The sequence below is a fragment of the Mesorhizobium sp. M3A.F.Ca.ET.080.04.2.1 genome, from assembly GCF_003952525.1.
Lineage (GTDB): Bacteria > Pseudomonadota > Alphaproteobacteria > Rhizobiales > Rhizobiaceae > Mesorhizobium.
This window is the reverse complement of the sequence record NZ_CP034451.1, coordinates 1,488,266-1,511,455: the sequence shown is the minus strand read 5'-3', so window position 1 is coordinate 1,511,455 and position 23,190 is coordinate 1,488,266. Positions and strand designations below refer to the sequence as shown.

Sequence of the window (23,190 nt, the reverse complement as noted above, 5' to 3'; positions counted from 1 at the left end):
GGTCAGGCTCCCTGGCCGAAGGCGCGCCGGAAGAGGCGCAGCTTGAGCCTCGTCCAGCTCTCGCTGGCGCGGCCGGCGAAATTCGCCATCCAGTCGGCCCAGGCCGAGGGCAGCTCCATCGACCGCGATGAGAGAATGAACCAGGTGGCGACGGCGGAAGCCACGATCGGCACGGCGTACACCATATAGGCATAGGCAGGCACCTTGTCGGCCTTGCCGGCGGCGAAGAAGCCGAGCCAGCGCACGAACAGCGCGATGGCGATGGCCGTGATCAGCGGATGAATGCGCGCTTCGCGGTGCGAGCGGGCGTCGCCGGCGACCGCCAGCGCGATCAGCGCGAACACCAGCGAATAGGACCATTCCGAGAAGCGCTGGTCGAGCTCGGCCTTGTAGCTGCCGGGCTTGCGCTGGAACATCTTGTCGTTGGGGTCCGGGTTGAGCAGGTATTGCGTCGTGCGGTCCTTCGGCAACAGCATGATCTCGTTCGCCGCCGACATGAAGGCGGAGAGGTCGAAGGCGTAGGAGGTGAAGCGGATGACCGAGAGGTCGCCGGTCACCGATTTGCGGTTGATGACGCCGTCATTCATCATCAACACCTTCTCATCGCCCTTTTCGACGACGCTGCCGCTCTTGGCATAGTAGACCAGGCTGGCGCCTTCCTCGCGCGAATCGGCGACGAAGATGCCGCCGAGCCGGTTGTCGGGAAGCCGTTCGCCGACCTGCAGGTACAGGCCGTCGTCGATCTTGCGGAACGTGCCTTCCTGGATGATCAGCGACAGGAGGTCGGCGCGCGAGGCCGCCACCAGCTGGCGGTTCTTCTGCCTGGCATAGGGGTCGACGCCATTGTCGACGGCCAGGGAAAAAACGCTGGCAGCCAAGGCGAGCAGCAGGATCGGCCGCGCGATCGTCCAGCGGGAAGCACCGGCGGCGTTGATGACCGCAAGCTCGGAGTCGGAGTTCATGACGCTCAGCGTCTGCGCCACCGCCACCACCAGCGCGAACGGCACCACGATCGGGATGATCGAGGGAATGATCAGCGCCGCGACTTCGAAGAAGGTCAGCGCCGACTGGCCGCTATCGGTGACGAGGTCGATCTTGGCCAGCACCTGCGTCGTCCACACGATCGCCAGCGTCCAAGCCAGCGACGCGAGGAACATCGCGGCGGCGCGGCGCATGATGTAGCGTTCAACGACCTTCATGAAGGTTTTTCTCGATTGTGCCGAACGGCATCATGCCCGCCGACAAGGTAGTCATCCGCTGATGCCTGCACAACTGGCTCCGTCGGCGGTCCGGTCCGGTTTGTCTCCCCACGCCGCGCGCCTCGGCGCGGCGGAGTCTCCGCGTCAATGAATAAGAAATGCAAAACATTGATGGTTAACAATAGGTTGTAGCGGGAGACTAAAGTCGCGCCGCGCCGAATCCTTCGCTGTGTTCGGCGGCGATATAGACAGCGATTTCGGCCAAAGTCTTGCCAAATGGCTGAAAACGACCAAATGTCGCGCACGCTTGAAAGCCGGTTCGCGGCACCTCACCCGAAAGCAGGAAATGATGACTTCGAGACCTTCGATCGCCTTTGCCAAAATCGCCGCGCCCAAGAAAGGCAGCGTCTTCGTGCTTGCGGCCGACGGCGGTAGCTTGGGCGAAGCCGCGAAGGCTTGCGACCCGGCGGGAGCGCTGGCTCGGGCGTTTCCGGTCGCCGATTTCTCCGGCAAGTTCGCCAGCACGGCGGAGGTGCTGGCGCCGGAAGGGACGTCGGTCGACCGGCTGGTGGCGATCGGCGCCGGCAAGGTCGCTGACCTCCAGGACCACGCCTGGCTGAAGCTCGGCGGCGCCGTTGCCTCCGCATTGCGCAAGGCAACGGAGGTCGCAGTCATCCTCGATCTTCCCGAACTGCAGCCCGACGGCCGGCAGGCGGCGAACCTTGCCGCCGGTATCCTTCTGCGCAGCTACGGCTTCGACAAGTACAAGACACGGAAGGACAAGGACAACGGCCAAGCCGAGGCAAAGGCGAACGGCGCCAGGAAAGCCGAGCCGAAGCCGGCCAAGATCACCATCCACTGCGCCGATCCATCGGCGGCGAAGAAGGCCTTCGCCAGCGAAGAGGCGGTGATCGACGGCGTGCTGCTCGCGCGCGACCTCGTCAACGAGCCTGCCAATGCGCTGGGCCCCGTCGAGTTCGCCGCGCGCGCCACCGAATTGCAGGCGCTCGGCGTCGAGGTCGAGGTCCTCACCGAGAAGGAGATGAAGAAGCTCGGCATGGGATCGCTGCTCGGCGTCGCGCAAGGTTCGCCGCGCGGCGCCCGCATGGCCGTCATGCAGTGGAAGGGCGGCAAGGCCAAGGAAGCGCCGATCGCCTTCGTCGGCAAGGGCGTCACCTTCGACACCGGCGGCAATTCGATGAAGCCGGCCTCCGGCATGGAGGATATGAAGGGCGACATGGGCGGTGCCGCCGCCGTCACCGGGCTGATCCATGCGCTGGCAGCGCGTAAGGCCAAGGCCAATGTGGTCGGCGTCATCGGCCTGGTCGAGAACGCCGTCGACGGCCATGCCCAGCGGCCGGGTGACATCGTCACCTCGATGTCGGGGCAGACGATCGAGGTGCTCAACACCGACGCCGAGGGCCGCCTCGTGCTGGCGGATGCGCTCTGGTACACCAATGACCGCTTCAAGCCGAAATTCATGGTCAACCTCGCGACGCTGACCGGCGCCATCATGGTCGCGCTCGGCCAGCATTATGCAGGTCTTTTCTCAAACAATGACGAGCTCGCCGGCAAGCTGTTCGGCGCTGGCCAGACGACGCAGGAGCGGGTCTGGCGCATGCCGCTCGGCGTCGAATACGACAAGCTGATCGAATCCAAGAACGCCGATATGAAGAACATCGGCGGCCGCTACGGCGGCGCCATCATCGCCGCGCAGTTCCTGCAGCGTTTCGTCAAGGACACGCCCTGGGCGCATCTCGACATCGCCGGCACCGCGATGGGCGCGCCGGCGAGCGAGATCAACCAGTCCTGGGGCTCGGGCTTCGGTGTGCGCCTGCTCGACCGGCTCGTGCGCGACAACTACGAAGGCTAGGCTTTGCAAGGATGGCCGACATCCTGTTCTACCACCTGACGGAATCGACGCTGGAAGAGGCGCTGCCCGGCCTGCTTGAGCGCAGCGTCGAGCGCGGCTGGCGCGCGGTCGTGCAGACCGGCACCGAGGAACGGCGCGATGCGCTCGACCAGCATCTGTGGACGTTCCGCGACGATTCCTTTCTCGCGCATGCCACCGACCGCGAAGCCCATCCGGCCGAGCAGCCGATCCTGCTCACCACCGGCGAAGGCAACCCCAATGCCGCGCAGATTCGCTTCCTCGTCGACGGCGCCGCGCCGCCGGAACTTTCCGGCTACGAGCGGGCGGTCTTCCTGTTCGACGGCCATGACGCGGCGCAGGTCGAAAGCGCGCGGACATACTGGAAAGCGATGAAGGAAGCCGGCCACGCCGTGACCTACTGGCAGCAGACGCCCGACCGGCGCTGGGAGCGGAAGGCGTGAGAGCCTTCAGTGATCGCTCATCGTTACCTTGTTGATTTTCGTGCCTGGCGGAAGATCTTTTACCTGCCGGTGGATTTGCCCGGCTATGTGGACCTTCACGACGAAGAATGTCTTCTCCATTTGGTCGACCTCCATTCCACCGCCAAGTACCGGTGGCTTCTTGAAGTCGTAGCATTGGCCCCTGTCGAGAACCAAACCTTTGCGTCGCGCCGCCACCACTAGGCTGGCCAGCAGAAGATCATCCTGACGACCGGAATCGTTCAACTGCGTTTCGAGCTCCGACCATGTGCGAGACACTTGGGTCAGGCGCCCCGCGATCATGTCTAAATGCTTGACCGATCCATCAGCGGCACGAAAGAAGATATCGCCAAAGGCCGAAACCGCCGCGGGCTCAAGTCCGTCAAGGCCGATCCACTTCCAACCGTCAAGCGCTTCCGTGACGTCCCTACCGGAAGGTTCGATGAACAAGTGCTGAAGGTTGCCGGGCAGCGCGGCCTTGACTGTGCTTGATGAGCCAGCTTTGTCCTCCACATCTCGTTTGCCGCCAAAGATCGAAGAAACAAAGCGCGAAAAAATATTAGTCATAGGTCACCCCTGCAGGAGCTGTATACTTACAGTCGACTTCATCTGCAACCGAGGGTGAATCGCGTAGGTTGGCGAAGCGCGACCAGACGGGCTTTGAACGCCAACGCGCGCGAGCGGCTGCGCACTGCCTCCAGATCGTCGCGCGAATTGAGCAATGTCGTTTCTGGAGTCGCCAGTCCGAGGCGCCCCGCCAGCCGGATGAAGGCATGCTTGTTATGGACTTCCGCCAGGAGCTCGATATGGGGTGCGAACAGTCGCGCCGGAACCTGTCGGCTTCGCCACGCCAGCGGCGGCCCGCGCCGTCGAACAGGCGCGCCGGATGTAGTGCCACCGGCACGCGCGCTCCGGTGATGAGCACGGTGGTGTCCGGCGGCATCAGGTCTCGCGGTCGTTTCGGTTCGCGAGGACCGTTGTGCGAAATTGCCCTGCTTGGCAATCGCTCAAAAGTTTGTTTTCGCGCAGGTTCCGGAGGGAAAACCGCTCCGCACCTTCTTAGAGTTGGTCTACCGCCCGCCGACCGGCAGCGCGCGCTGGACGAGGTTGAGGAAGAAGCGGATCCCGATCGGGATGATCGCTTCGTTGAAGATGAAGCGGTCGCCATGCAGCCCGGCGCCCGGACCGACATCGCCCGCGCCGATCCAGAGATAGGCGCCATCGCCGACGCCCTGCAGCAGGAAGGCGAAGTCTTCGCAGCCCATGCTGGGCTGGAACTCGGTCGAGACGCGCTCCGTACCCACCGTATCCGCGCCGGCCAAGGCGGCGAGCGCCGCGCCATCGGCCGGATTCACCACCGGCGGGTACCCGCGTTTGTAGGTGAGTTCCGCGCTGGCGCCATGCATGGCCGCGCTCGCCTGCGCGACACGCTCGATCTCGGCGGCGCAATGATTGGACAGCGCCCGGTCGTAGAAGCGGCAGGTGCCCTCGACCTTCACCTCGCCCGGCACGAAATTGTTGAAGCGGCCGCCATGGATCTGGGTCACCGACAGCACGGCAGGCGACAGCGGATCGACGCTGCGGCTGACCAGCCGCTGGATCGCGGTGATAAAGCTCGCCGCGGCCAGCAGCGGATCGTCGCCCTGGTGCGGCATCGCCGCGTGGCAGCCGCTGCCGCGAAAGACGATCTCGAAATCGTCGACCGCGGCCATCTGCGCTCCGGCGCGCACGCCGATATGGCCTTCCGGAAAGCCCGGCCAGTTGTGGACAGCAAACACCTGCTCGACCGGAAAGCGCTTCAGCAGCCCGTCCGCAATCATCTTCTTGCCGCCGCCCAGAACCTCTTCGGCCGGTTGGAAGACGAACACCACCGTGCCGTCGAAGCTCTCGCTCTCGGCCAAGAGCTTGGCCGCGCCGAGCAGCATGGCGGTGTGGCCGTCATGGCCGCAGGCATGCATCACGCCATCGTTGCGCGATGCATAGGCAAGGCCGGTCGCTTCCTTGATCGGCAGCGCGTCCAACTCGGCGCGCAGAGCGATCGCCTTGCCGCTCGTGCCTTTCGCCAACGTCGCCACCACCGCCGTGGCGCTCACATCCGTATGCACCGCAAGGCCGAATTCCTTGAGCTTTGCCGCGACGAACGCCGCCGTCTCATGCTCGGCAAAGCCGAGTTCCGGATTGGCATGAATGTACCGGCGCCAGCCGGTTGCCTCGGGCACGATCGCTGCTACCTCGTCGTTTTCCTGCATCGTCCTGCCTCCGTGTGCATGCGCCGATCTAGCCGGCGGCTTCGCTTGGCGTCTTGAACGGGATTGACGGGCAGGGCGGTTTTCGAGAAGGCTTGCTGCCATGAGCGATGCCAGCGAGCAACGGGAACGCGAAGCGGCAAAGCTGACGCGGCATGACGGCCTCGGCGGCCTCGAAATGCTCGCCGCGCGCTATCGCGACCATGCCTATGCCTTGCACACCCATCCGACCTGGGTATTCGGCGTGGTGGTCGCCGGTGTCGAGAAGCTCAGGATGGGCCCTCGCCGGCATCTGGCGACGGCAGGCTCGATCATCATCGTCAACCCGGAAGAGCCGCATGACGGCGAGAAGGGCGCGCCGTCCGGCTGGGCCTACCGCACCTGCTATCCCGACGTCGCCCTGATGGCCGAGATCGCCGCGGAACTCGAACTGCCGGGACTGCCGATGTTCCGTCACGGCGTCGTGCAAGCGCCCGCGCTGGCGAGGGCCTTCGTGCAGGCACATCGGCTGGCGGAGCAGGGGCTCGAGCAGGAAGCGGCGATGCTTGTGGTGCTGCGCGAACTCGTCGGCCGCTTTGGCGCCGGCCAGCGCGCCGACCGGGTCGCCGATGATGGCGAAGCGAGTCGGCGCTTTCGTCTCTATGGCGAGATGATTGCGGCCGATCTCTCAATCGGCTTCGACCTTGCGCATCTGGCGGTGGCCGCCGGCGTCACCCGCTTCCAGGTCATTCGCGACTTCCGCCGCGCCGTCGGCATGACGCCGGGGCAATATCTGCGTGATCGCCGCATCCGCGCCGCCTCGGTGCTGATCAAGACCGACATGCCGCTGGCCGAGATCGCCGCAGCGACCGGCTTCGCCGACCAGAGCCATCTCACCAGGGTGTTCAAGGCGATCAAGGGGCTTTCGCCCGGCGCCTGGCGCGCCGCCGCCTGATGGATGTCGCCCAAAGGTGCGCAGCGGTTTTGGGGGGAACGACATGCATCCAAAAACAAAAAATTCAATGCGCGTCGCCTGAATCCGATCAACGCTACGCGTTTTGATGCTCAGGCAAGCTGGCGCAGCTACATCAGCGACGCCGTGGCCAGGCGATTCTTGGCGACGTTCGGCTTCTTGTCGCCAATATACTCCACTTTCGTGTCGACCAGCCGGTCGCTGTCGATGCCCGCCGCGGTCAGAATGTTCTCGATCGCCTTCACGCGCCGCTTGGCCAGATCCTTGTTGATCTTGGCAGCGTTGGCGCCGGTAAATTCCTTGGCCGCCAGCGCCGTCATCTCCACGTTGCAGCGCGTGTCGCGAATGCTGGCGGCGAACTTCTCGAGCTCGCGTTTCACCTTCGCTGAAATCACGGAGGAGCGGCTGGCGAAGACGAGATGGACCTGCTCCGGCCTGCGCTTCTCATACTGCCGGCAGGAGATGCCTTGCTTGGGCAAGGTGTAGAGGATGGCGCTGCGCGCTTGGCTCGTGTCGGCGGCGCCGTCATCGACCCAATAGGAAAGCGCCAGCACCATTTCCGGCTTGACGCCCTGTGCTTTGAGGAAGTCGCTCGTCGCGTTCAGCCTGCGGCCGGCAATGTCATACGCCTTGTCGTATCCGCCTTCCTTGCTCGCAGTCGCATAGAGCCTGTACCCGCAATCGTGGCCGGCGCCATTGACGAACTCTCCCAGGGCTTTTGCGGATTCGGCCGATATCTTGCCGTCACCCTTCGTGAACAGGACCCGGTGCGAGTTCCACTGGGTGCACTTTGGTCCAACGTCACCTTCCTGTGCGACCGCCGGGAAGAATGCCGCGCTGACGGCAATAATGAAAACGGCAAGGCCGACAATGCTCTTCATCTTCGTGGCACCTCCCAGGCTCGCCGCCGTCTACTACTGCACTTCGCGGTCCTCGCAAGGTAACGTTCGCGCGATTGGCACCGGCGTCAGTCCCACGCCAGCAGCAGCTTGCGCCAGAAAGCGTTGGACGGCATGGGCTTGGAACCAGGTGGCAGTCTGATCGCCAGATGGATCGTCAGCCATTTGCGATCGATCTCGCGGATGGAGACCTTCAGGTCATGCAGCTCGAAGGGTCTCGCGACACGTGTCCAGCCGGAGAAGGCCAAGGCGCCGACCGGAGCATCGTGTTTCCAGACGAGTTTTTCTTCCGGCCGCCCCAGTGCCATGGCGAACTCGAAGGGGGAAGCATCCTCATGCGCGATCTCCACCGTTGCGATCACGCTTCGGGCAAAGGCCGGGAAAGTGGAATTGAGGGCGGCGACCACGGGACCATGGTTGCTCGGCCGCAGGAAAATGCCGCCATTGTCGCCGGCAACGAGCAGCGCCGGCAACTCGGACGGATAGTTCGTTGTCAGCGTCGCACGCTTCAGTTCCTCGCCGCTCAGCCGGCGCATGCGCTGGCGCTGCTGCGGCGCATTGAGGCGTGGGCGCCGCCCGCCGGGTGAAACCACGTTGCGGATCTTGATGCTGGAGAAGCCGCCAAGCACCTTCGCGTCCGGCTGCCTGTCGGCGCATCTGACGGCCAGCAGCAGATCGCGCCTGCCATCCGCAGGTCCATCGGCATCGGCCATGATTTCGCGCGGTTCGTGCGGACGGCTCACATTCGCCCAGCCGCTGCCGCCATTTGCAAGCAGTTCGGCGAGCTGACCGAAGTCCCGCTTATCCGCATCGACGAGCGCGATCTGAAACTGCGCCGGTTCCGTGACCGCTTCATCAAGATAGACCCAGCAGCTCGCGCCGACCGTGCCTGGCGGGCATACGCCCTTCAGCAGCGCCATCGAAACGGCGCCGCCGCTGGCCTGGACGAACAGCTGGTCCGGCGATTGCTCGACATAGGTCAGCAGATCCGAATCGGTTGGATACGACCCGACATGGGCGAGTCGCAGGATCTCGGCCGAGAGGTACTGCTCGCGATGCAGCAGGGAGTGCAGTTCCGGGACCGTCTCCTCAGCCGAGGCGTTGAGCATGTCGACAACGCCCAGGGTGAAGTCGGATCGGCCGGCATGGGCGAGCAGCGAGATCGCCGTGTCGGCCCTGCCTTCGCGCGCCGCTATCTCAGCCAGCAGCTGGATCGCATCTGCGGAATTGGCGGCAGCCGAACTCAGCCGCAGATACCGGTCGTCCTTGACCCGCAGCTCCAGGTTCCAGAGGTTGAGTTCCTTCTCGTGGCTGGCGGTGTTCGAGCTGATGCCGAGCTGCACGAACATGTCCGTCCGCGCGAATTTGTGCTTGCGGAACACGTCGATGATCGGCCGCCGGTTTCTCAGCCACTCGGCATTCCGGTTCATGCCCGTCGGCGAAGACCGGTACCAGTAGAGCGGCTCCGGGATGGTCACGATCTCCAGGCCGGCAAGATCGGCGCGCAGGAAGAATTCCCAATCGCTTGCCGAAAAGCCGCGCTCTTCGTTGAGGTAGCCGACCTTGTCGAACACCTCGCGCCGGAACATGGCGTTGGCATCGCCATAAGGGTTGGTGATCAGCGCGATGTCGGGTGGGCCGCCGACCGGGAAATACAGCATATAGCCGCTCTTCGTGTCCGGCGGCACGAACGGCTCGTTGAGCCACTTGGCGAAGGTGGTGCAGATATCGGCGCCGGACCTCAACATGCCGGAGACGAAGGTGCTGACCGCATTCGGGAACAGCGCATTGTCGTCGTCCAGGAACAGGATCAACGACCCCTTGGCGTGGCGGATGCCGTTGTTGCGCGCCTTGCCGAGGAAGCCGTTCTTCTGCCGGATGATCTGCCAGCCGCGCTGCTTGAACTCCGGCTCGAGCTCGGCCAGTAGCCGGATCGCCTCGGGATCGGTGCTGCCGTCATCGACAAGGACCAGTTCGATGTTGGGATAGTCCTGGCGCCGGACCGAGGCGATCGCCTGCGGCAGCAGGCGCGCCCGATTGTAGTGCGCCGTAATAATCGAGACCAGCGGCAGCCGGCCCCGGCCGAGCCCGCCGGGCTTGGCGGCCTGTTTTGCGAATTTCGCGTGCAGCCTGCTCCAGGCCTTCTCGCGCGCATCCCGGTTGTGCTGCGGCTTCGCCGGGTCGAACGACCGGCTTTCCATGACCGACGCAATCTTGGCCGCGATCGCTGCGGCGGAAGCCTTCATGGTGACGGCATCGGCGGAGCTCGGATGGATCACGTCGCGAATGCTGCCGACATCCGTGGTGACGAACGCGATCCCTTCGTCGAGGCACGTCACAACATCCAGCGGAAGATGGGCGGCCGAATGAGTGATCGCCACCAGCGCATGGCTCTGCCGCAGATATTTGAAGATCTGCGGCTCGTCCCGGATGGGCAGAAGCTTCAGCTTGAACGGCCATTGCCGCGCCCGTCGGACGATCATGCCGCCCGAATGCTCGCCGAGCACATGGCCGAATGCGCCGACCACCGTCACCGACAGGTCGGTGACGCCGCTGTCGGCCAGGCGATCGAGCGCATCGCAGAACAGCGTCAGCCCGCCGCGCGCCTCCGTGCCGGAGAAATGAACCACTTCGGGGCTGAGCCGCTCCCGGGGCCGGTAGTGATCGACGGTGAAGTTCGAACGCCACTCCTCGGGCGGCAGCGGGGCGGCGATGTGACGACTGGCGGGCAACTTCCATCCCGCCTTGGTCATCCAGTCGAGCAGCGACTGGCCGGTGACGACGAGATGGTCGCAGGTCTCGGCCGCTGTCCTCTCCATATGCGCGACCGTCATCTGGTCCTTGTGCTCGATCGCCCGGGAGTTGGCTTCCAGCTTCCAGATCAGCGGTTCGTGGGCGAGCACGACGATCACCGGCGGATCGGGGAACACGCCGGTGCGCTTGGCAACCGTGGGGAAATGCGCCAGCCCGCCTTCGAGCGAAAAATAGACGACGTCGAACGGGTTCTGCTTGAGATAGTGGTAGACAGCCACCGAGTTCTTGTCGCTCGCTTCGTCGCCGCGCAGCAGCTCCGGCGACAGCGGCAGCAATTCGAGCCGCACCAGGAAATTGTCGAAGCACCATTTGGCCAGCCGCGCGATCTCCTCCGCGTCAGGCCGGCTGCCGAGCGGGCTCGCCACCCAAAGCAAGGTCACCCTGTCGCCGGTCTTCGCAAGGTGCTGGGCCAGGGCGTAGACCGCCGAGCCGGGATCGGCCGTCACGGTCGAGCCGAACTCGACCTCCGAAACGATGCACACGTTGCGGGGCTTTTGGCTCGCCTGCCGCCTCCCGGCGGGCACCGCTCGTTTCTTAGAACCAACGCTCAATCGGTCCCCCAATCAATCCCAGCTCAGTCCAGCTTTGTCAGCCTGTCCAACGCGAAGCAGTCTTGCCAACAGTTGGATAACACTTTGATAATTGTCTTGGGTGCATAACACGCGTCTGCCTTCGCTCAACCGTATTGATGACGTTCGGATGGTTGGCTTTCAATCCCCAAAACATCTCGCGCGACTGGATGACCGGCCGATCGACATGGCCCACGACGAGATCCTTTGCTTTGTCGGATTGCGCAACGAAGCGGCCTTGCTGCCGCACATCCTCGACCACTATCGCAAGCTCGGGGTCGACCGATTCTTCTTTCTGGACAACGGCTCGACGGACGGAACGCGCGAACTGATCCTGGAGCAACCGGACAGCCACTGCTTCCACACCGAAGGATCGCATTTCGCCGAAAACATCGATCCGCCGAAATGGATCAACACGCTGATGAACGTCTTCGGCAGCGGCCATTGGTGCCTATCGATCGACGCCGATGAGCTTCTCGTCTATCCCGATTGCGAGCAGACGAATCTGCGGCAGCTCTGCGCCTATCTCCAGTCGACCGGCGCCGAAGCCGTCATCGGCTCGATGATCGACATGTATGCCGACGGACCGCTGACCGAATGCAGCTACGACGGCAAGCTCCCGCTGCTCGAGGCCTCGCCCTATTTCGATCCCGAGCCGGGATGGCTGAGGCCCCGCGACGGCCTCTATCCGCCGGAGCAGATGTTCGGCGGTGTGAGAGAACGTGTCTTCTGGCACGGCCGCTTCAAGCAGACGTTTCCGCCCTGTCTGACGAAAGTGCCGATCGTGCGATGGGGGCGGGGCACAAGCTACCACGTGGCGCAGCACACCCTCACCAAGGTCAGCTTCAGCGAACTGCGCGTTGCCTTGCTGCACTTCAAATTCGTCTGGGGCTTCCGCCAAAAGTCGGCGTCGTCCCTGAACGAGAATGCGCAGCTCAAGGAAAAGACCCTCGAGGAACGTGCAGCCTACATGGAAGCATTGGAGCGAAACCCGAAGCTGGCGCTCCGCGACCATCGCTCCGTCCGCTATCGCGACACCGCGCAGCTCGTGGATCTCGGCTGGATGAAAACCTCGGATCGCTACGCTGAGTTCATCTCAAAGCAAGCGACGCGCCGTCTTCGCGACGGCGCGTCCGCCTGACATTTATCGAGAAAATCGGCGCTTATCCGCCGTAGCGGCCGCCGCCATCCCCACCGTTCCCGTTTCCACCACCGGCTGCAAACTGTGACAGGCTGTTCAAAGCCAGCGCTTTGCAGGCCGTCGGCGCATTCGGATAACGATGCAGATAGTCCTCTAGCGCCTCGATGGTGCCGATCTTGAGGGCCTGCTCGCAGGCGAGCTCGGCTTCCTTGATCGGGGCAACTTCGATTTGCGCCTGCGCCGCGTTCGAGAACGCGACACTCAACCCCAGCAGACTGAGGCCGCCCAAAAGTAGCGACTGTATTTTACGCATTACGCCCACCCATACACTGCACACCCCATAGACTGTTGATACTATTGATTTGTTAGCAATTTGTCAACCATATCGACAGAAACCTGCTGGGGGATGGTTAACGGCTTGAGCGCCTGTTTGGGTCTGCGAAAGGGGCTGCTGCTGGCAGGCTGGATCGTGTACGGCCGCGGAAATTCGGCGTCGAAAAACAGGCCAACAGGCAGCCTGTCGAGTTCGGATGTCGAACGCCCTGCTTTAGTCGCTGAACAGGGTCAGCGTCCGAAAGAAGGCGTTGCTCGGAGCGCCGTTCGGCCCTTCCGCGAAGCGCACCGCGAGCACGATCGAAAGCGGCATCTTGCGCCTGACACGGGCCGTCGTCGCCACGACGTGGCGCACGAATTTGTCGCGGACCATTATCCAGCCGGAGAAGCCGATCGTCTGCGCGCCGATGTCCTGCTGCCAGTCTATGGGCTGGTCGGGGCGGGCGAGCGCCAGGCCGAATTCGATTGCCGGAGCGTCGGCATGGGCGAGCTCGACGGCTGCCTCCATTCTGCGAAAAAAGGGCGGGAACTGATGGTCAAGCGACGCGGCGACCGGGCCCTCCGCGTGCGGCCGCAGGAACACGCCACCCCCGTCAGGCGCGACCAGCAGCAACGGCAGCGCGGAACTTCGCGGCGTAAGCAGCCTTGCAGCCTTCAGCACCTCGTAGGCGAGCGCGACTGAAGCACCGGCCGCCTCGGCTCTGCCCGATGCATCCGGCTGCGGCTTGACGAGGCCGTCTCCAAGCAGGGCGGCGCGCGTATCGTTGCGGCCGACCGAGGCGGCGATGCCGGCAAGCGCCTCGATCGCTGCCTCGCCGTTGGGCTCGAGGTCGCTGAGCTCCAGGTATTTCCGATTGGCCGGTGTATATTTCAGGTTCTCGCGCGCGCTGTCGACTTCGGAGCGTGCCGTGTTCTGCGCGATGGCCAACTGGTGGAGCAACCGGACGTCCTCGGATCGCAGCGTCCGCAACGCTTCCATGACGGGCAGGCGGTTGTCATACCAATTCGATGTGCGGAACATGCTGCCCGGTTTCGACCGGTACCAGTAGAGCGGCTTCGGAATCGGCCTGAGCTTGAGCCCGGCGAGCGAGGCCCGCGCGAAGAATTCCCAGTCGTGCATGGCATAGCCTGGATCCTCGATCCAAAATCCGATCTGCGAGAAGACCGCCCGGCGCACCATCGCGTTGGCATCGCCATAGACGTTGTGGATCAGTCCCAGCGCGTCCGGGCCGCCGAGCGGCAGATACTGGATCAGCCCATCGGCCCGGTTCTCCGGCACGAAATCCTCGTAGAAGATCAGTTGGAAGGCCGTGCAGATGTCGGCGCCCGATGTCGTCATGGCGCGAACGAACTGATCGACGGCTTCCGGGAACAGCGCGTTATCGTCGTCGACGAACAGGATCAACTCGCCGCGCGCGGCGCGCACGCCGGCATTGCGCGCGGCGCCAAGATGCTTGTGCAGCCAGCGCAGGATCTTCCATCCGCGTCGACGGAAGCCCGGTTCCAGCGCATCCAGCAATTGCCTGGCTTCTTCCAGATCGCTTCCATCGTCGACCAGCACCAGTTCGAGATTGCCGTAGCTTTGCGCCTCGACCGCCTCGATGGCCTGCTTGAGATAGAGCGGCCGGTTGCGATGCGCCATCACCACCGAAACCAGGGGTGCCGGTCGAGCCTGCTTGCGGATGCGCTTTCGGGCAGCGGGCACATGGCGCGAATCCAGCCATGCCTTGCGGCAGGGGCCCGACATATCGATCCGGCCGGGGCGGGGGGGCTTGTCGAGCGCCGCCAGCATGGCCGCCGCCAATTGCGCCGCGTCGGCCTCGACCAGCGGCGCCTGGCCGGCCTCAGGATTCCAGGCTTCGGCATTGGCGCCGGCATTGGTTGCAACGAACGGCAGCCCTGCAGCGGTGCATGCGGCAACGGCTTCGCCTGTCGATGCAGCGAGGCTGGGGATCACGGCCAAGGCGCCGCTGCGTGCGAGGTAGTCGAGCCTCTCCCGGAAGGTCGCGCGCGGCAACAGCTTGAGCCGGAACGGCCAATGCTCGGCGCGCCGCAGAAGCAGCCCGCCGCTGTGCTCGCCCATGATCTTGCCGAATGGACCGAATGCGGTGAGGGTCAGCCCTTCGGGCGCCGATGGCGCGAGGATGTCGAGCGCGTCGCAAAGCAGCGTCAGGCCATCCCGGAACCGAGCTCCGGCCAGGGCAACAAGTTCGCACGCCTTGCTCTCGACCGGTGACGCCGGCGCTTCGGTCCGGCCGGCCCGAAACGGTGGCGGCAGCACCGTCGCCTTCCTCACCTTCCAGCCTCTCGACAGCATCCATTGGCGCAGCGCCGCGGAGGCGCAGATCGTCCTGTCGGCCATTTCGGCGCAGTGCTTTTCCATATGGGCCGTAGCGATAGCCTCGGTGCTGCCCATGAAGGCCTTGTCGGCTTCATGCACCCATTCCTCCGGGGCGCTGGCGAGGAGGACGATGGGCGGCGCGGCGAAGGCGCCGGTCTCGGCCGCGAGCAGGGTGAAATAGGGCAGGCCACCCTCGAGCGGCGCGAAGACCAGATTGTATCTGGAGCGCTCGAGATAGTGCAGCAAGGCCGCGGACCGGCTCTCCGGGCTTGCCAGCGAGGGGAGCAACTGATCGGACCGGTCGAGAACCTCGAGTGTGACCGCGGCGGCCTCGAGTTCCTTGCGTTGCGTGGCCAACTGCTCCGGCGAGGGCGCTTCCCGGCCGGCGACCAACAGCAGGGTGACGTCGTCTCCCTCATCGGCAAAGAGTCTGGCGAGCTCGCTGAACGCCGTCGCATCCTCGACCTCGCTGTCGCGGCGGATCGCATGCGTGACCACGCAGATGCGGCGACGAGCGCCATCCTGCTTCGGCTTGCTTCCAGCGGTCATTGAACGTTCCTCTGACCCCGATCGACCGGCACGGCTTCCACGCTTCTCTGCTCTTTGACCATGCCGGATTTACTTTCCAGTGATCATCCTTGTGCGCCACCGGTAAACCAAGACCATCAAGCGGCGCCTAAAACAGCTGCGCAATCAAGCGATTGTTACAAGTTTACCGACACGGCATAACCAATCTTTACGCGTCCCGGCTAACCGTTCACGGCATAGCAGGAGGCGCGAATGAAAACGATAATGAAGTTTCTCGCTGCGCTCGCCTTGATGGGCGCCATGATCTCGACGAGCTCGGCAGACCAATTGCTGCGTCCGCGCATGAATCTCGGCAATGGCTATGTGAAGACGATCAGCGGCGACCGTGGCGGCTATGTGATCGACTATGCCATCCGCGTGCTGAAGATGCGCCGCAGCGGCGGCTTCGTGCGCTTCAACGGTGCGTGCGACTCGGCCTGCACGCTTTACCTGGCGATGCCCAAGAGCAAGGTCTGCGTCACGCGCAGCGCCTCGTTCGGCTTCCACCTGCCCTATGGCGCCGGGGCGCGCGGCAACCAGGTCGCGGCCGACTTCATGATGAAGAACTACCCCGGCTGGGTTCGCGGCTGGATCGCCAAGCGCGGCGGCCTGAAGAATTCCATAACGACCATGACCTATGCGGATGCGAGCCGGTTCCTTCCGACTTGTCCTTCCGAACAGCGGTCGACCATTGCGAGCCTGAGCCCGACCCGCCTGCGCGGCGGCTGAACCCCGCAGCAGGTGTTGGGACGACCGATGACGGCGGGTGCTTCACGGCGCCCGCCGTTGCCGTTTCAAGTGGCCGCTCACATTTGAACGCAGAGGTCGTTTGTGTATGTTCGGGCGTAACTCCATTGGGTGTGGTGCGAATGCAGTCTTGTCAGAAGTTCGTGCTGATCGCTTCCCCCAGAACCGGCTCGCAAGCGCTCAATCGCCATCTCAACCAATATGAGGGGATGGTGATGCATGGCGAGATTTTCAATCCGCGCTTCGTCGGTCTGCGCTATGACTACCATGACAAGATGAATCTGCCGCGCGAGGCTGTCGGCACGCGCGATGCTGCTCCCGAGCAGCTCATCGCGCGCATCTTCGAGGATCCGTCGGCCCGCTTTGCCGGTTTCCACATATTTCCCGAGCAGACGCGCCCCGCCGTGCTTCCGGTGCTCGAGGACGAGAGCGTGAAGAAGCTCTGGCTGGTCAGGAACCCGGTCGCCTCGTTCCTGTCCCTGCTCGAGGCGGAAGCGTCGGGCGTCTGGGTCGTCCACGCCTCCGAGCCCTTGCCCGAGCCCAGCCGCAAGAAGGTGTATTTCGACCTTGAGCGGTTCAACGCCTATCTGCGCGAGCTGAACCTGTTCCGGACCAAGATCAAATCCGTGCTGTTCGAAGCCAATCAGCCCTATTTCCCGATCCACTACAACGATATCGCCGATCCGCTGGTCGGAAACGCGATCATAGCCTATCTCGGTGGGTCGCAGCGCCTCGACCGGTTCGAGGCCGAGATATTGAAGCAGCCGGTGCGCCCATACGCCGAGCGCATCGAGAATTATTGGGAATTCACCGCCTATTTCAGGGCCATTTCCACCGAAGACCTGCACGCGCTTGGGTGATGCGGCCGGCCGGCGGGACCAACGAAGACCAATCGCGGATCGGCTTTGGCAGCTCTTGCGCTTCGATGCCTCGGTTAACCAGTCCTGAAGAGAGATGGTTAACGCACGCTTGATTTTGTTGACTCTTTTTTAACCCAGACCGATTTTGCGGGTTGGGGGTTTTGAACGCTCTGGTTGTGGCTGGCCGGAGCGCGAAGTGGCGGCGGTATTTATATGAACATCGGCGGCGGCATGGGGTCGACGAGCTGGCCTGAAAACGGTGCGGCGAATTCGAAGAAGGGCGCGGCTTTGCCGCGCGCTATGCGCTTTCGGCGCATGTCGTTGCAGATCATCTGTACTGGAGTTCTGTCCTGGCTGCTCTTGGGCATCTACCGAAGCGTCATCATCGATCCGCAGACGACGGTGCAGGGGCTCCTGGCGTCCGCTCCCGTTGGACTGGCCGCAAGCTATTATGACCTGATCCTCATTGCCTCGCTGACCGCGGCGGCCCTGGCACTGCGTTTCCTGGCAAGGGCCAGCCGCCTCGCTTCCGCGGCGGTCGCCGTCCTGTTCTATGTTGCAATCCTGGTGTCGCTCGCCTGGGGATTTGCCAACATCAACCTCGTCAAGATGCTGGGCGAGCCGTTCACCTTCCAGTGGCTGGTCTATGGCGACTTCCTGCAGAATGCCGACGCAAGGAACGCCATGGGTGACGCCCTCAACGTCCGGGATTTCGCGACCCTGTGCGGATCCGTCATGCTGGTGTTCGTGCTTGGCTATGCCGCGGCCGGATTGTGCCTGCGGCTGAACACAGTCGGTCACCGCGCCTTTCTCGGTGCGCTCGTCCTGGCTGTCGGCGCGGCGCTGGTCGGCACGGGCTACCATGTGCGCGCCGAGTCGCTGCCGGCGTCCAAGGTCGACAATCCGATCGTCTATTTCGTTCAGTCGGCCTTGTTCAGCCCGATGCCGGTGATGCTCGCCATGAGCGCCGGCGCCAACGACCCCGATGTCGCCAGCGTCGGCGAGCGGCCGCCGGAGACGTCCAGCTTCAAGCCGCCGGCGCCGAACCCGATCAAGAACGTTCTGATCTTCATGATGGAGTCGGTGCCGTCCAAATATGTCGAGACATTTGGCGGCAACTATCCGGTGACGCCGACAATCAAGGCCTATGCAGGCGATTCCATCCGCTTCGACAACATCTATGCGCACGCGCCGTCCACGCACTATTCGATATTTTCCCTGCTCACCTCGCTCTACAACGACATTTCGTTCTACGGGATGACCAGCCGGTATCCGTACCTGCCGCTGGACACTGTCTCCAACACGCTGTCCAAGAACAACTTTCGCACCGGTTTTTTCTGGAGTGCGGATTCCCGTTTCCAGCGCGTCGACGAGTTTCTCCTCAACAAGGGACTGGACGTGATCCAGGATTATCGCGGGCAGAAATGCGCTACCCCGACCTTCAAGCTCAGCTCCGAGCAGTGGAAGAACATGGACTACAACAGCGACCTGTGCACCGCGCAGTCCATCATCGACTGGATGAACAAGGATTCGCAGAAGCCTTTCTTCGGCATCATGTTCACGGCGATGACCCACTATCCCTACATCACCGCCAGTCCGATGTTTTCGAAGATGGCGCCGTCGTCTCACGACAAGGGTTTGGTGCATTATTCGGACGACGAGAAATTCAACGCCTATCTCAACGCCCTGAAGGTCGGCGACACCGCGCTTGGCGAGATCCTTGAATCGCTCAAGCGGTCCGGCAAGCTCGATTCCACGCTCGTCGTCGTGCTCGGCGACCATGGCGAAGCGTTTGGAGAGCATGGCGATTACGTCCATGCCAGCGCGATGTATGACGAGAACGTCCACATCCCGCTGATCATGATCAACAAGCATCTGTTCCACGATCAGGTCGCGCACCCGGTTGGCGGCATCATCGATATCGCCCCGACGATCTTCGACATACTGGGCCTGCCGCTGCCGAAGCAGTGGCAGGGGCGCAGCCTGTTCAGCGAGCAGAGGCCGAACAAGACTTTCTTCTTCAATCCCTGGGCCGGCTACCTGTTCGGTTATCGCGAGAACGATCGAAAGGTGATCTTCAACGCCACGACCGGCAAGGTCGAGGAATATGACCTCAAGGCCGATCCCGGCGAAAGGACGAACCTATTCAGCGAGGATGCGAGCGACAGGAGCGCGCTGCTGCAGCCCATCGCTGGATGGGTGCAGTCGCAGAGACGCCGCATAACCGATCTGGTCGCTGCCGCCGAGAACGACGCCGGGCGCTGCACCGCCACGAATCTGACGATCGAGGCAGCCGGCACCGATTATCGGGGAGCGCCGAGCTTCGACGTCTTCGTGGACGGCAAACGCCTCGCCGAGATCGCCGTCCAGGGCAAGGAGAGCAAGGCATCGGCGGCCGAAGCCCGCGTCGCGGAACTGCAGGAGGCGGCAATCGACGCGCAGCCGTTCCGCGTCGACATCAGCGGCGTGCCCAATCCGAAGACGATCGAAATTCGCTACATCAATGACGAGTGGGCCGGTGACGGTCTGCCCGGCGACCGCAACCTGTTCATCAAGAGCATCAAGGTGAACGGACAGCTGGTCCCCAAAAGCAAGCTGCATGTCGACGAGCAGTCCCATGGCTATACCGACGACAGCGGCACCGCCATGTACACCAACGGCTCGCTATCGGTCAGCGGCCCGTTCATCGAAGGCTGCATGTAGCGCAGAGCAATCCGCTCGCGCTACCGCTGGCCTTGCGGCTGCCATTCCTGCCGGTACCAGTCGACGAACTTCGCCAGCCCTTCCTCGATCGACACTTTCGGCTTGAAGCCGAAGTCGCGCTCCAGCGCGCTGGTGTCGGCAAAAGTCTTCTCCACTTCGCCCGGCTGCATGGGCAGATTGTCGCGATCCGCCTTGACGCCGAGCAGGCTTTCCAGCGTGTCGATGAAGCGGCCGAGATGCACCGGCTGGCTGTTGCCGATATTGTAGATCCTGTGGCGCTCGCTATCGGTTGCCGGCGCCTTGTCCAGCACCGCCACGACGCCGTCGACGACGTCGTCGACATAGGTGAAGTCGCGCCACATCTCGCCATGATTGAAGACGCGGATAGGCTTTCCGGCGAGCATCGCCTCGGTGAAGATCCAGGCAGCCATGTCCGGACGCCCCCAGGGGCCATAGACGGTGAAGAAGCGCAGGCCCGTCTGCGGCAGGCCGTAGAGATGCGAATAAGTCGAGCTGATCAGCTCGTCCGCCTTCTTGGTCGCGGCGTAGATTGAAACCGGATGGTCGACGCGGTCGTCCTCCGCGAACGGCACCTTGGTGTTGCCGCCATAGACCGAGCTCGACGAGGCGTAGACCAGATGCTTCAGGCCGGGCAGCGCGCGGCTGAGCTCCAGCATCTCGAGATGGCCGGCGATGTTGGCGTGGATATAGGCGCGCGGATTTTCGAGCGAGTAGCGTACCCCGGCCTGGGCGGCGAGGTGCACGATGCCGCTGACCGGTGCTCCCTTGAGCTCGGCCGCCAACGCCCCCGGCTCGGCAATGTCGAGCTGGTGGAACGAAAATCCCTCGCTGGGCGAGAGCCGGGCAAGCCGCGCTGCCTTAAGCGCCGGATCGTAATAGGCGTTCATGTTGTCGACGCCGATCACTTCGTCGCCGCGCGCGAGCAGACGGCGGCAGACATGGCTGCCGATGAAGCCGGCGGCTCCGGTTACCAGGATGCTCATGCTGGCTCTCCAGGGCAGGGGTCAGGCGCGGCTGTCATTTCCGGCGCGAGCTCTTCCTGGCGCTCGCCGGCAGGCTCGGCCGGTGCCAGCCATCGGCTTCGCCATGTGCGGGCTGCGGCCGCGCCACATAGGCGAGCGCGCCGTTCGCTTCGAGATAGATGCGCGACAGCATCTCGGCGAGCACGCCCGAGGTCACCGCCTGCAGCCCGGCGATGACCAGGAAGAAGCCGGTGAACAGCATCGGGCGGGTGCCGATATCCTGCCCGAGGAACAGCTTCACGCAGAGCAGGTAGGTCAGGATCAGCGAGCCAAGCACGCCGAACACGATGCCGATGCCGCCGAAGAAGTGACCCGGCCTGGTGCGGTAGCGCATGAAGAAGAACATGAAGACGAGATCGAGCACCACGCGGAAGGTGCGCGAGATGCCGTATTTCGAATGGCCGTGGATGCGGGCGTGATGGGTCACCACTTCCTGGGCGATGCGCCGCGGCGTCGTCACCGTCGCAAGCCATGCCGGAATGAAGCGGTGCATTTCGCCATAGAGCCGGACGCTGCGGATGACGCTGCCGCGGAAGATCTTGAGGCTGCAGCCATAGTCCTTCAGCCGCACGCCGGTGACGCGCGCGATCAGCGAATTGGCAATGCGCGAGGGCAACCTGCGCATCCAGAAACCTTCCTGGCGGTTCTTGCGCCAGCCGGCGACGAGATCGAGGTCCTCGGTCAGAAGGCGATACACCATGCGCGGTATGTCGAACGGATCGTTCTGCAGGTCGCCGTCGAGCGTCGCGATCACGTCGCCGCGCGCCGCATCGAGCCCAGCCTGCATGGCGGCGGTCTGCTTGTAGTTGCGCACCAGTTCCACGCCATGCACGTGCGGGCCGTATTGGGCGGCGAGCCTGCGTATTTCGGCGGGCGTCGCGTCGGTGCTGCCGTCGTCGACCAGCACCACCTCCCAGGGCTGGCTGTAGCCTTCCAGCGCCTGGTGGATGCGCACCAGCAGCGGCTCGACATTGTCGGCCTCGTTGTACATCGGAATGACGATGGAGAGCCTGTGCTCCGGCATGACGGCGCCTTCGGGCAGGCCCGCGGCAGGGATGGGAAGCACGTTCATGGCGGTCATTTCCTTGCGGCTCCCGTGGTCTCGGGCAGCGTCGGTTTCGAGGGAAACAGCCAGGCGATCGCTCCGGTTGCAACGGCCGAGCAAAGAATGAAGAGGTGCAGCGCGAGCGCGGCCTGCAGGCCGTCCTTCACCGCGATGCCGGAATAGACCAGCGCCGCGGCGGCACCCGCCTCGTAGGTGCCGAAACCGGCGACGCCCTGCACGGGCAGGATGGCGGCGGCCTCGGCGCCGACCGCGCCGGGAAAGGCGGTCTGGAAGGAGGTGCCGAGCAGCATGGCGAGCAGCCAACCTTGCACGGCGAGCTTCAGCGCCCAATTGGCCACCGTCCACCACCAGCCGTAGCGGGAACGCCCCGTCGCTTCGGTGAAGATGTCGCGCAGCTTGCCGAGCTTCGAGACGATCTGGCCGCGTCCAGCCCAGTCATGCGGCGCGCGCGCCCAGCGCGGCAGGTACCAGGCGACGGCAATCAGCGCGGCGATGCCCGCGGTCCTCAGCGCCGGATGCAGGCTTGGCCACACCAGGCAGGCAAGCACGCCGACGACGAAGGCGTCCTGCAGCCTGAACCACAAGAGCGAGGCGCTGGCGCGCACGATCGAAATGCCGAACACCTGGCGCAAGAGCAGCGGAAAGGCGGTCTCGCCGCCGCGGAACGGCACCACATTGATCATGGCGTTGTGGACCAGGATGACACGCAGGCAGGCGCCGAAGCGCCCACCCACCTCGTCGCGGAACTCGTCGCAGACGCGCAGCGCGCGCAGCACATAGGTGACGAACAGCGCCAGCGCCACCGCCGCGAAGGCGCCCGGCGTGATGCTGGCGAACGCATCGCCGACCATCTTCCAGCGCGAGTCGCCGGCAAGCCATGCCAGCAGCGCCAGAGTGACGATTATCGAGACTGCTCGCTTCAACCAATTCTCCGATGGCGTCCATCGCCGCGTTCCGGATGCTGCTTCGACTGCGAAGCTCGTGCGGCCGCGGATCGCCGGCGTTTGCCCTGCCGTTCTCGCAGGGCAGGAGGCGGGACCGCCGAAACGCGGCTGATCCTATAGACCACCGGCGTTTGCGAATCCACAAGCTTGGTTCAGGCTTGTCGAACAAGCGGGCCGCTTCGATTGGGATGCGATCCCGGGCGAGCCCGTCCAGACGGCAAGCGGAAGGTTGACGCCACTCTTTGGCCCGCGGTCGCGGCGGTACGGCGGCGGCGCGGTTTCCAAACGCATCCTCCGCCATGTCATCGTCGCGGCGCCCCGCATTGCGGCGCCGCCTGCGCGGCCGGCTCGTCAGCCACCGCGTCGGGTGGTGCGGCGAGCGCGCCGACGGCGGTTGGGAGGCTCGCTGAGAGA

The 23,190-nt window shown here is 64.0% G+C and carries 17 protein-coding genes; 7 read left to right on the top strand and 10 right to left on the bottom strand.

Going from position 1 to position 23,190, the window contains the following annotated elements; translation table 11 throughout:
• Positions 1-2 precede the first annotated feature (2 nt).
• A complete protein-coding gene (gene lptF, locus EJ074_RS07470; protein ID WP_095808690.1) occupies positions 3-1,199 on the bottom strand; it encodes an LPS export ABC transporter permease LptF in 1,197 nt (398 codons plus the stop codon).
• 349 nt (positions 1,200-1,548) lie between these two features.
• Between lptF and EJ074_RS07465 the strand changes: the two genes are divergently transcribed.
• Both EJ074_RS07465 and EJ074_RS07460 read left to right on the top strand, forming a co-directional pair.
• The gene (locus EJ074_RS07465; RefSeq protein ID WP_095808809.1) at positions 1,549-3,072 is read left to right on the top strand and encodes a leucyl aminopeptidase; all 1,524 of its coding nucleotides are present in this window, start codon (positions 1,549-1,551) and stop codon (positions 3,070-3,072) included.
• Positions 3,073-3,083: 11 nt separating this feature from the next.
• Complete coding sequence (locus tag EJ074_RS07460; RefSeq protein ID WP_095808691.1) at positions 3,084-3,533, top strand: DNA polymerase III subunit chi; 450 nt, start codon at positions 3,084-3,086, stop codon at positions 3,531-3,533.
• Between the two features lie 6 nt (positions 3,534-3,539).
• Here EJ074_RS07460 and EJ074_RS07455 read toward each other — a convergent pair whose 3' ends face one another.
• Both EJ074_RS07455 and EJ074_RS07450 read right to left on the bottom strand, forming a co-directional pair.
• On the bottom strand, positions 3,540-4,118 hold the full coding sequence (locus EJ074_RS07455; protein WP_095808692.1) for a T6SS immunity protein Tdi1 domain-containing protein: 579 nt from the start codon (positions 4,116-4,118) through the stop codon (positions 3,540-3,542).
• A 503-nt stretch (positions 4,119-4,621) separates the two neighbouring features.
• Positions 4,622-5,800 (bottom strand): amidohydrolase, encoded by a 1,179-nt coding sequence (locus tag EJ074_RS07450; RefSeq protein ID WP_129552873.1) that lies wholly within the window; start codon positions 5,798-5,800, stop codon positions 4,622-4,624.
• Positions 5,801-5,900: 100 nt separating this feature from the next.
• On the opposite strand from EJ074_RS07450, the gene EJ074_RS07445 reads away from it, so the two are divergent.
• Positions 5,901-6,731 (top strand): AraC family transcriptional regulator, encoded by an 831-nt coding sequence (locus EJ074_RS07445; RefSeq protein ID WP_095808694.1) that lies wholly within the window; start codon positions 5,901-5,903, stop codon positions 6,729-6,731.
• Between the two features lie 128 nt (positions 6,732-6,859).
• Here the strand turns inward: EJ074_RS07445 and EJ074_RS07440 are convergent, their stop codons facing one another.
• Together EJ074_RS07440 and EJ074_RS07435 are read right to left on the bottom strand one after the other, a co-directional pair.
• Positions 6,860-7,630, bottom strand: coding sequence for an OmpA family protein (locus EJ074_RS07440; protein ID WP_095808695.1), 771 nt, complete (start codon positions 7,628-7,630; stop codon positions 6,860-6,862).
• Positions 7,631-7,716: 86 nt separating this feature from the next.
• Positions 7,717-10,944, bottom strand: coding sequence for a DUF6212 domain-containing protein (locus tag EJ074_RS07435; RefSeq protein ID WP_129552872.1), 3,228 nt, complete (start codon positions 10,942-10,944; stop codon positions 7,717-7,719).
• 274 nt (positions 10,945-11,218) lie between these two features.
• Between EJ074_RS07435 and EJ074_RS07430 the strand changes: the two genes are divergently transcribed.
• Positions 11,219-12,172: a glycosyltransferase family 2 protein gene (locus EJ074_RS07430; RefSeq protein ID WP_165349878.1), complete on the top strand. Its 954-nt coding sequence runs from the start codon at positions 11,219-11,221 to the stop codon at positions 12,170-12,172.
• A gap of 22 nt (positions 12,173-12,194) precedes the next feature.
• Here EJ074_RS07430 and EJ074_RS07425 read toward each other — a convergent pair whose 3' ends face one another.
• Both EJ074_RS07425 and EJ074_RS07420 read right to left on the bottom strand, forming a co-directional pair.
• Positions 12,195-12,485, bottom strand: a complete 291-nt coding sequence (locus tag EJ074_RS07425) for a hypothetical protein (protein WP_129552871.1) — start codon at positions 12,483-12,485, stop codon at positions 12,195-12,197.
• Between the two features lie 234 nt (positions 12,486-12,719).
• Positions 12,720-15,395, bottom strand: coding sequence for a DUF6212 domain-containing protein (locus EJ074_RS07420; protein WP_095808699.1), 2,676 nt, complete (start codon positions 15,393-15,395; stop codon positions 12,720-12,722).
• A gap of 231 nt (positions 15,396-15,626) precedes the next feature.
• Between EJ074_RS07420 and EJ074_RS07415 the strand changes: the two genes are divergently transcribed.
• The 3 genes from EJ074_RS07415 to EJ074_RS07405 all read left to right on the top strand — a co-directional run bounded on the left by EJ074_RS07415 (position 15,627) and on the right by EJ074_RS07405 (position 19,723).
• Positions 15,627-16,142 carry a hypothetical protein gene (locus EJ074_RS07415; protein WP_245420597.1) on the top strand — a complete coding sequence of 172 codons (516 nt, stop codon included), beginning with the start codon at positions 15,627-15,629 and terminating at the stop codon, positions 16,140-16,142.
• 140 nt (positions 16,143-16,282) lie between these two features.
• A complete protein-coding gene (locus EJ074_RS07410) occupies positions 16,283-17,020 on the top strand; it encodes a hypothetical protein (protein ID WP_095808701.1) in 738 nt (245 codons plus the stop codon).
• Positions 17,021-17,233: 213 nt separating this feature from the next.
• Positions 17,234-19,723, top strand: coding sequence for a sulfatase-like hydrolase/transferase (locus EJ074_RS07405; RefSeq protein ID WP_129552870.1), 2,490 nt, complete (start codon positions 17,234-17,236; stop codon positions 19,721-19,723).
• A 20-nt stretch (positions 19,724-19,743) separates the two neighbouring features.
• Here EJ074_RS07405 and EJ074_RS07400 read toward each other — a convergent pair whose 3' ends face one another.
• The 3 genes from EJ074_RS07400 to EJ074_RS07390 are packed head-to-tail and all read right to left on the bottom strand — an operon-like array spanning position 19,744 to position 22,755.
• Positions 19,744-20,727 carry an NAD-dependent epimerase/dehydratase family protein gene (locus EJ074_RS07400; protein ID WP_095808703.1) on the bottom strand — a complete coding sequence of 328 codons (984 nt, stop codon included), beginning with the start codon at positions 20,725-20,727 and terminating at the stop codon, positions 19,744-19,746.
• A gap of 34 nt (positions 20,728-20,761) precedes the next feature.
• A complete protein-coding gene (locus EJ074_RS07395; protein ID WP_095808810.1) occupies positions 20,762-21,838 on the bottom strand; it encodes a glycosyltransferase family 2 protein in 1,077 nt (358 codons plus the stop codon).
• 5 nt (positions 21,839-21,843) lie between these two features.
• Positions 21,844-22,755, bottom strand: coding sequence for a lysylphosphatidylglycerol synthase domain-containing protein (locus EJ074_RS07390; protein WP_095808704.1), 912 nt, complete (start codon positions 22,753-22,755; stop codon positions 21,844-21,846).
• Between the last annotated feature and the right edge of the window lie 435 nt (positions 22,756-23,190).

What these genes read in the sequence shown, in the direction of transcription:
- EJ074_RS07455 (WP_095808692.1), bottom strand. Translation starts at nt 4,118, where the DNA reads ATGACTAATATTTTTTCGCGCTTTGTTTCTTCGATCTTTGGCGGCAAA.
- EJ074_RS07400 (WP_095808703.1), bottom strand. Translation starts at nt 20,727, where the DNA reads ATGAGCATCCTGGTAACCGGAGCCGCCGGCTTCATCGGCAGCCATGTC.
- EJ074_RS07395 (WP_095808810.1), bottom strand. Translation starts at nt 21,838, where the DNA reads ATGAACGTGCTTCCCATCCCTGCCGCGGGCCTGCCCGAAGGCGCCGTC.
- EJ074_RS07420 (WP_095808699.1), bottom strand. Translation starts at nt 15,395, where the DNA reads ATGACCGCTGGAAGCAAGCCGAAGCAGGATGGCGCTCGTCGCCGCATC.
- EJ074_RS07405 (WP_129552870.1), top strand. Translation starts at nt 17,234, where the DNA reads ATGAACATCGGCGGCGGCATGGGGTCGACGAGCTGGCCTGAAAACGGT.
- EJ074_RS07445 (WP_095808694.1), top strand. Translation starts at nt 5,901, where the DNA reads ATGAGCGATGCCAGCGAGCAACGGGAACGCGAAGCGGCAAAGCTGACG.
- EJ074_RS07465 (WP_095808809.1), top strand. Translation starts at nt 1,549, where the DNA reads ATGACTTCGAGACCTTCGATCGCCTTTGCCAAAATCGCCGCGCCCAAG.
- EJ074_RS07410 (WP_095808701.1), top strand. Translation starts at nt 16,283, where the DNA reads ATGCAGTCTTGTCAGAAGTTCGTGCTGATCGCTTCCCCCAGAACCGGC.
- EJ074_RS07440 (WP_095808695.1), bottom strand. Translation starts at nt 7,630, where the DNA reads ATGAAGAGCATTGTCGGCCTTGCCGTTTTCATTATTGCCGTCAGCGCG.
- lptF (WP_095808690.1), bottom strand. Translation starts at nt 1,199, where the DNA reads ATGAAGGTCGTTGAACGCTACATCATGCGCCGCGCCGCCGCGATGTTC.
- EJ074_RS07460 (WP_095808691.1), top strand. Translation starts at nt 3,084, where the DNA reads ATGGCCGACATCCTGTTCTACCACCTGACGGAATCGACGCTGGAAGAG.
- EJ074_RS07415 (WP_245420597.1), top strand. Translation starts at nt 15,627, where the DNA reads ATGAAAACGATAATGAAGTTTCTCGCTGCGCTCGCCTTGATGGGCGCC.
- EJ074_RS07425 (WP_129552871.1), bottom strand. Translation starts at nt 12,485, where the DNA reads ATGCGTAAAATACAGTCGCTACTTTTGGGCGGCCTCAGTCTGCTGGGG.
- EJ074_RS07450 (WP_129552873.1), bottom strand. Translation starts at nt 5,800, where the DNA reads ATGCAGGAAAACGACGAGGTAGCAGCGATCGTGCCCGAGGCAACCGGC.
- EJ074_RS07430 (WP_165349878.1), top strand. Translation starts at nt 11,219, where the DNA reads ATGGCCCACGACGAGATCCTTTGCTTTGTCGGATTGCGCAACGAAGCG.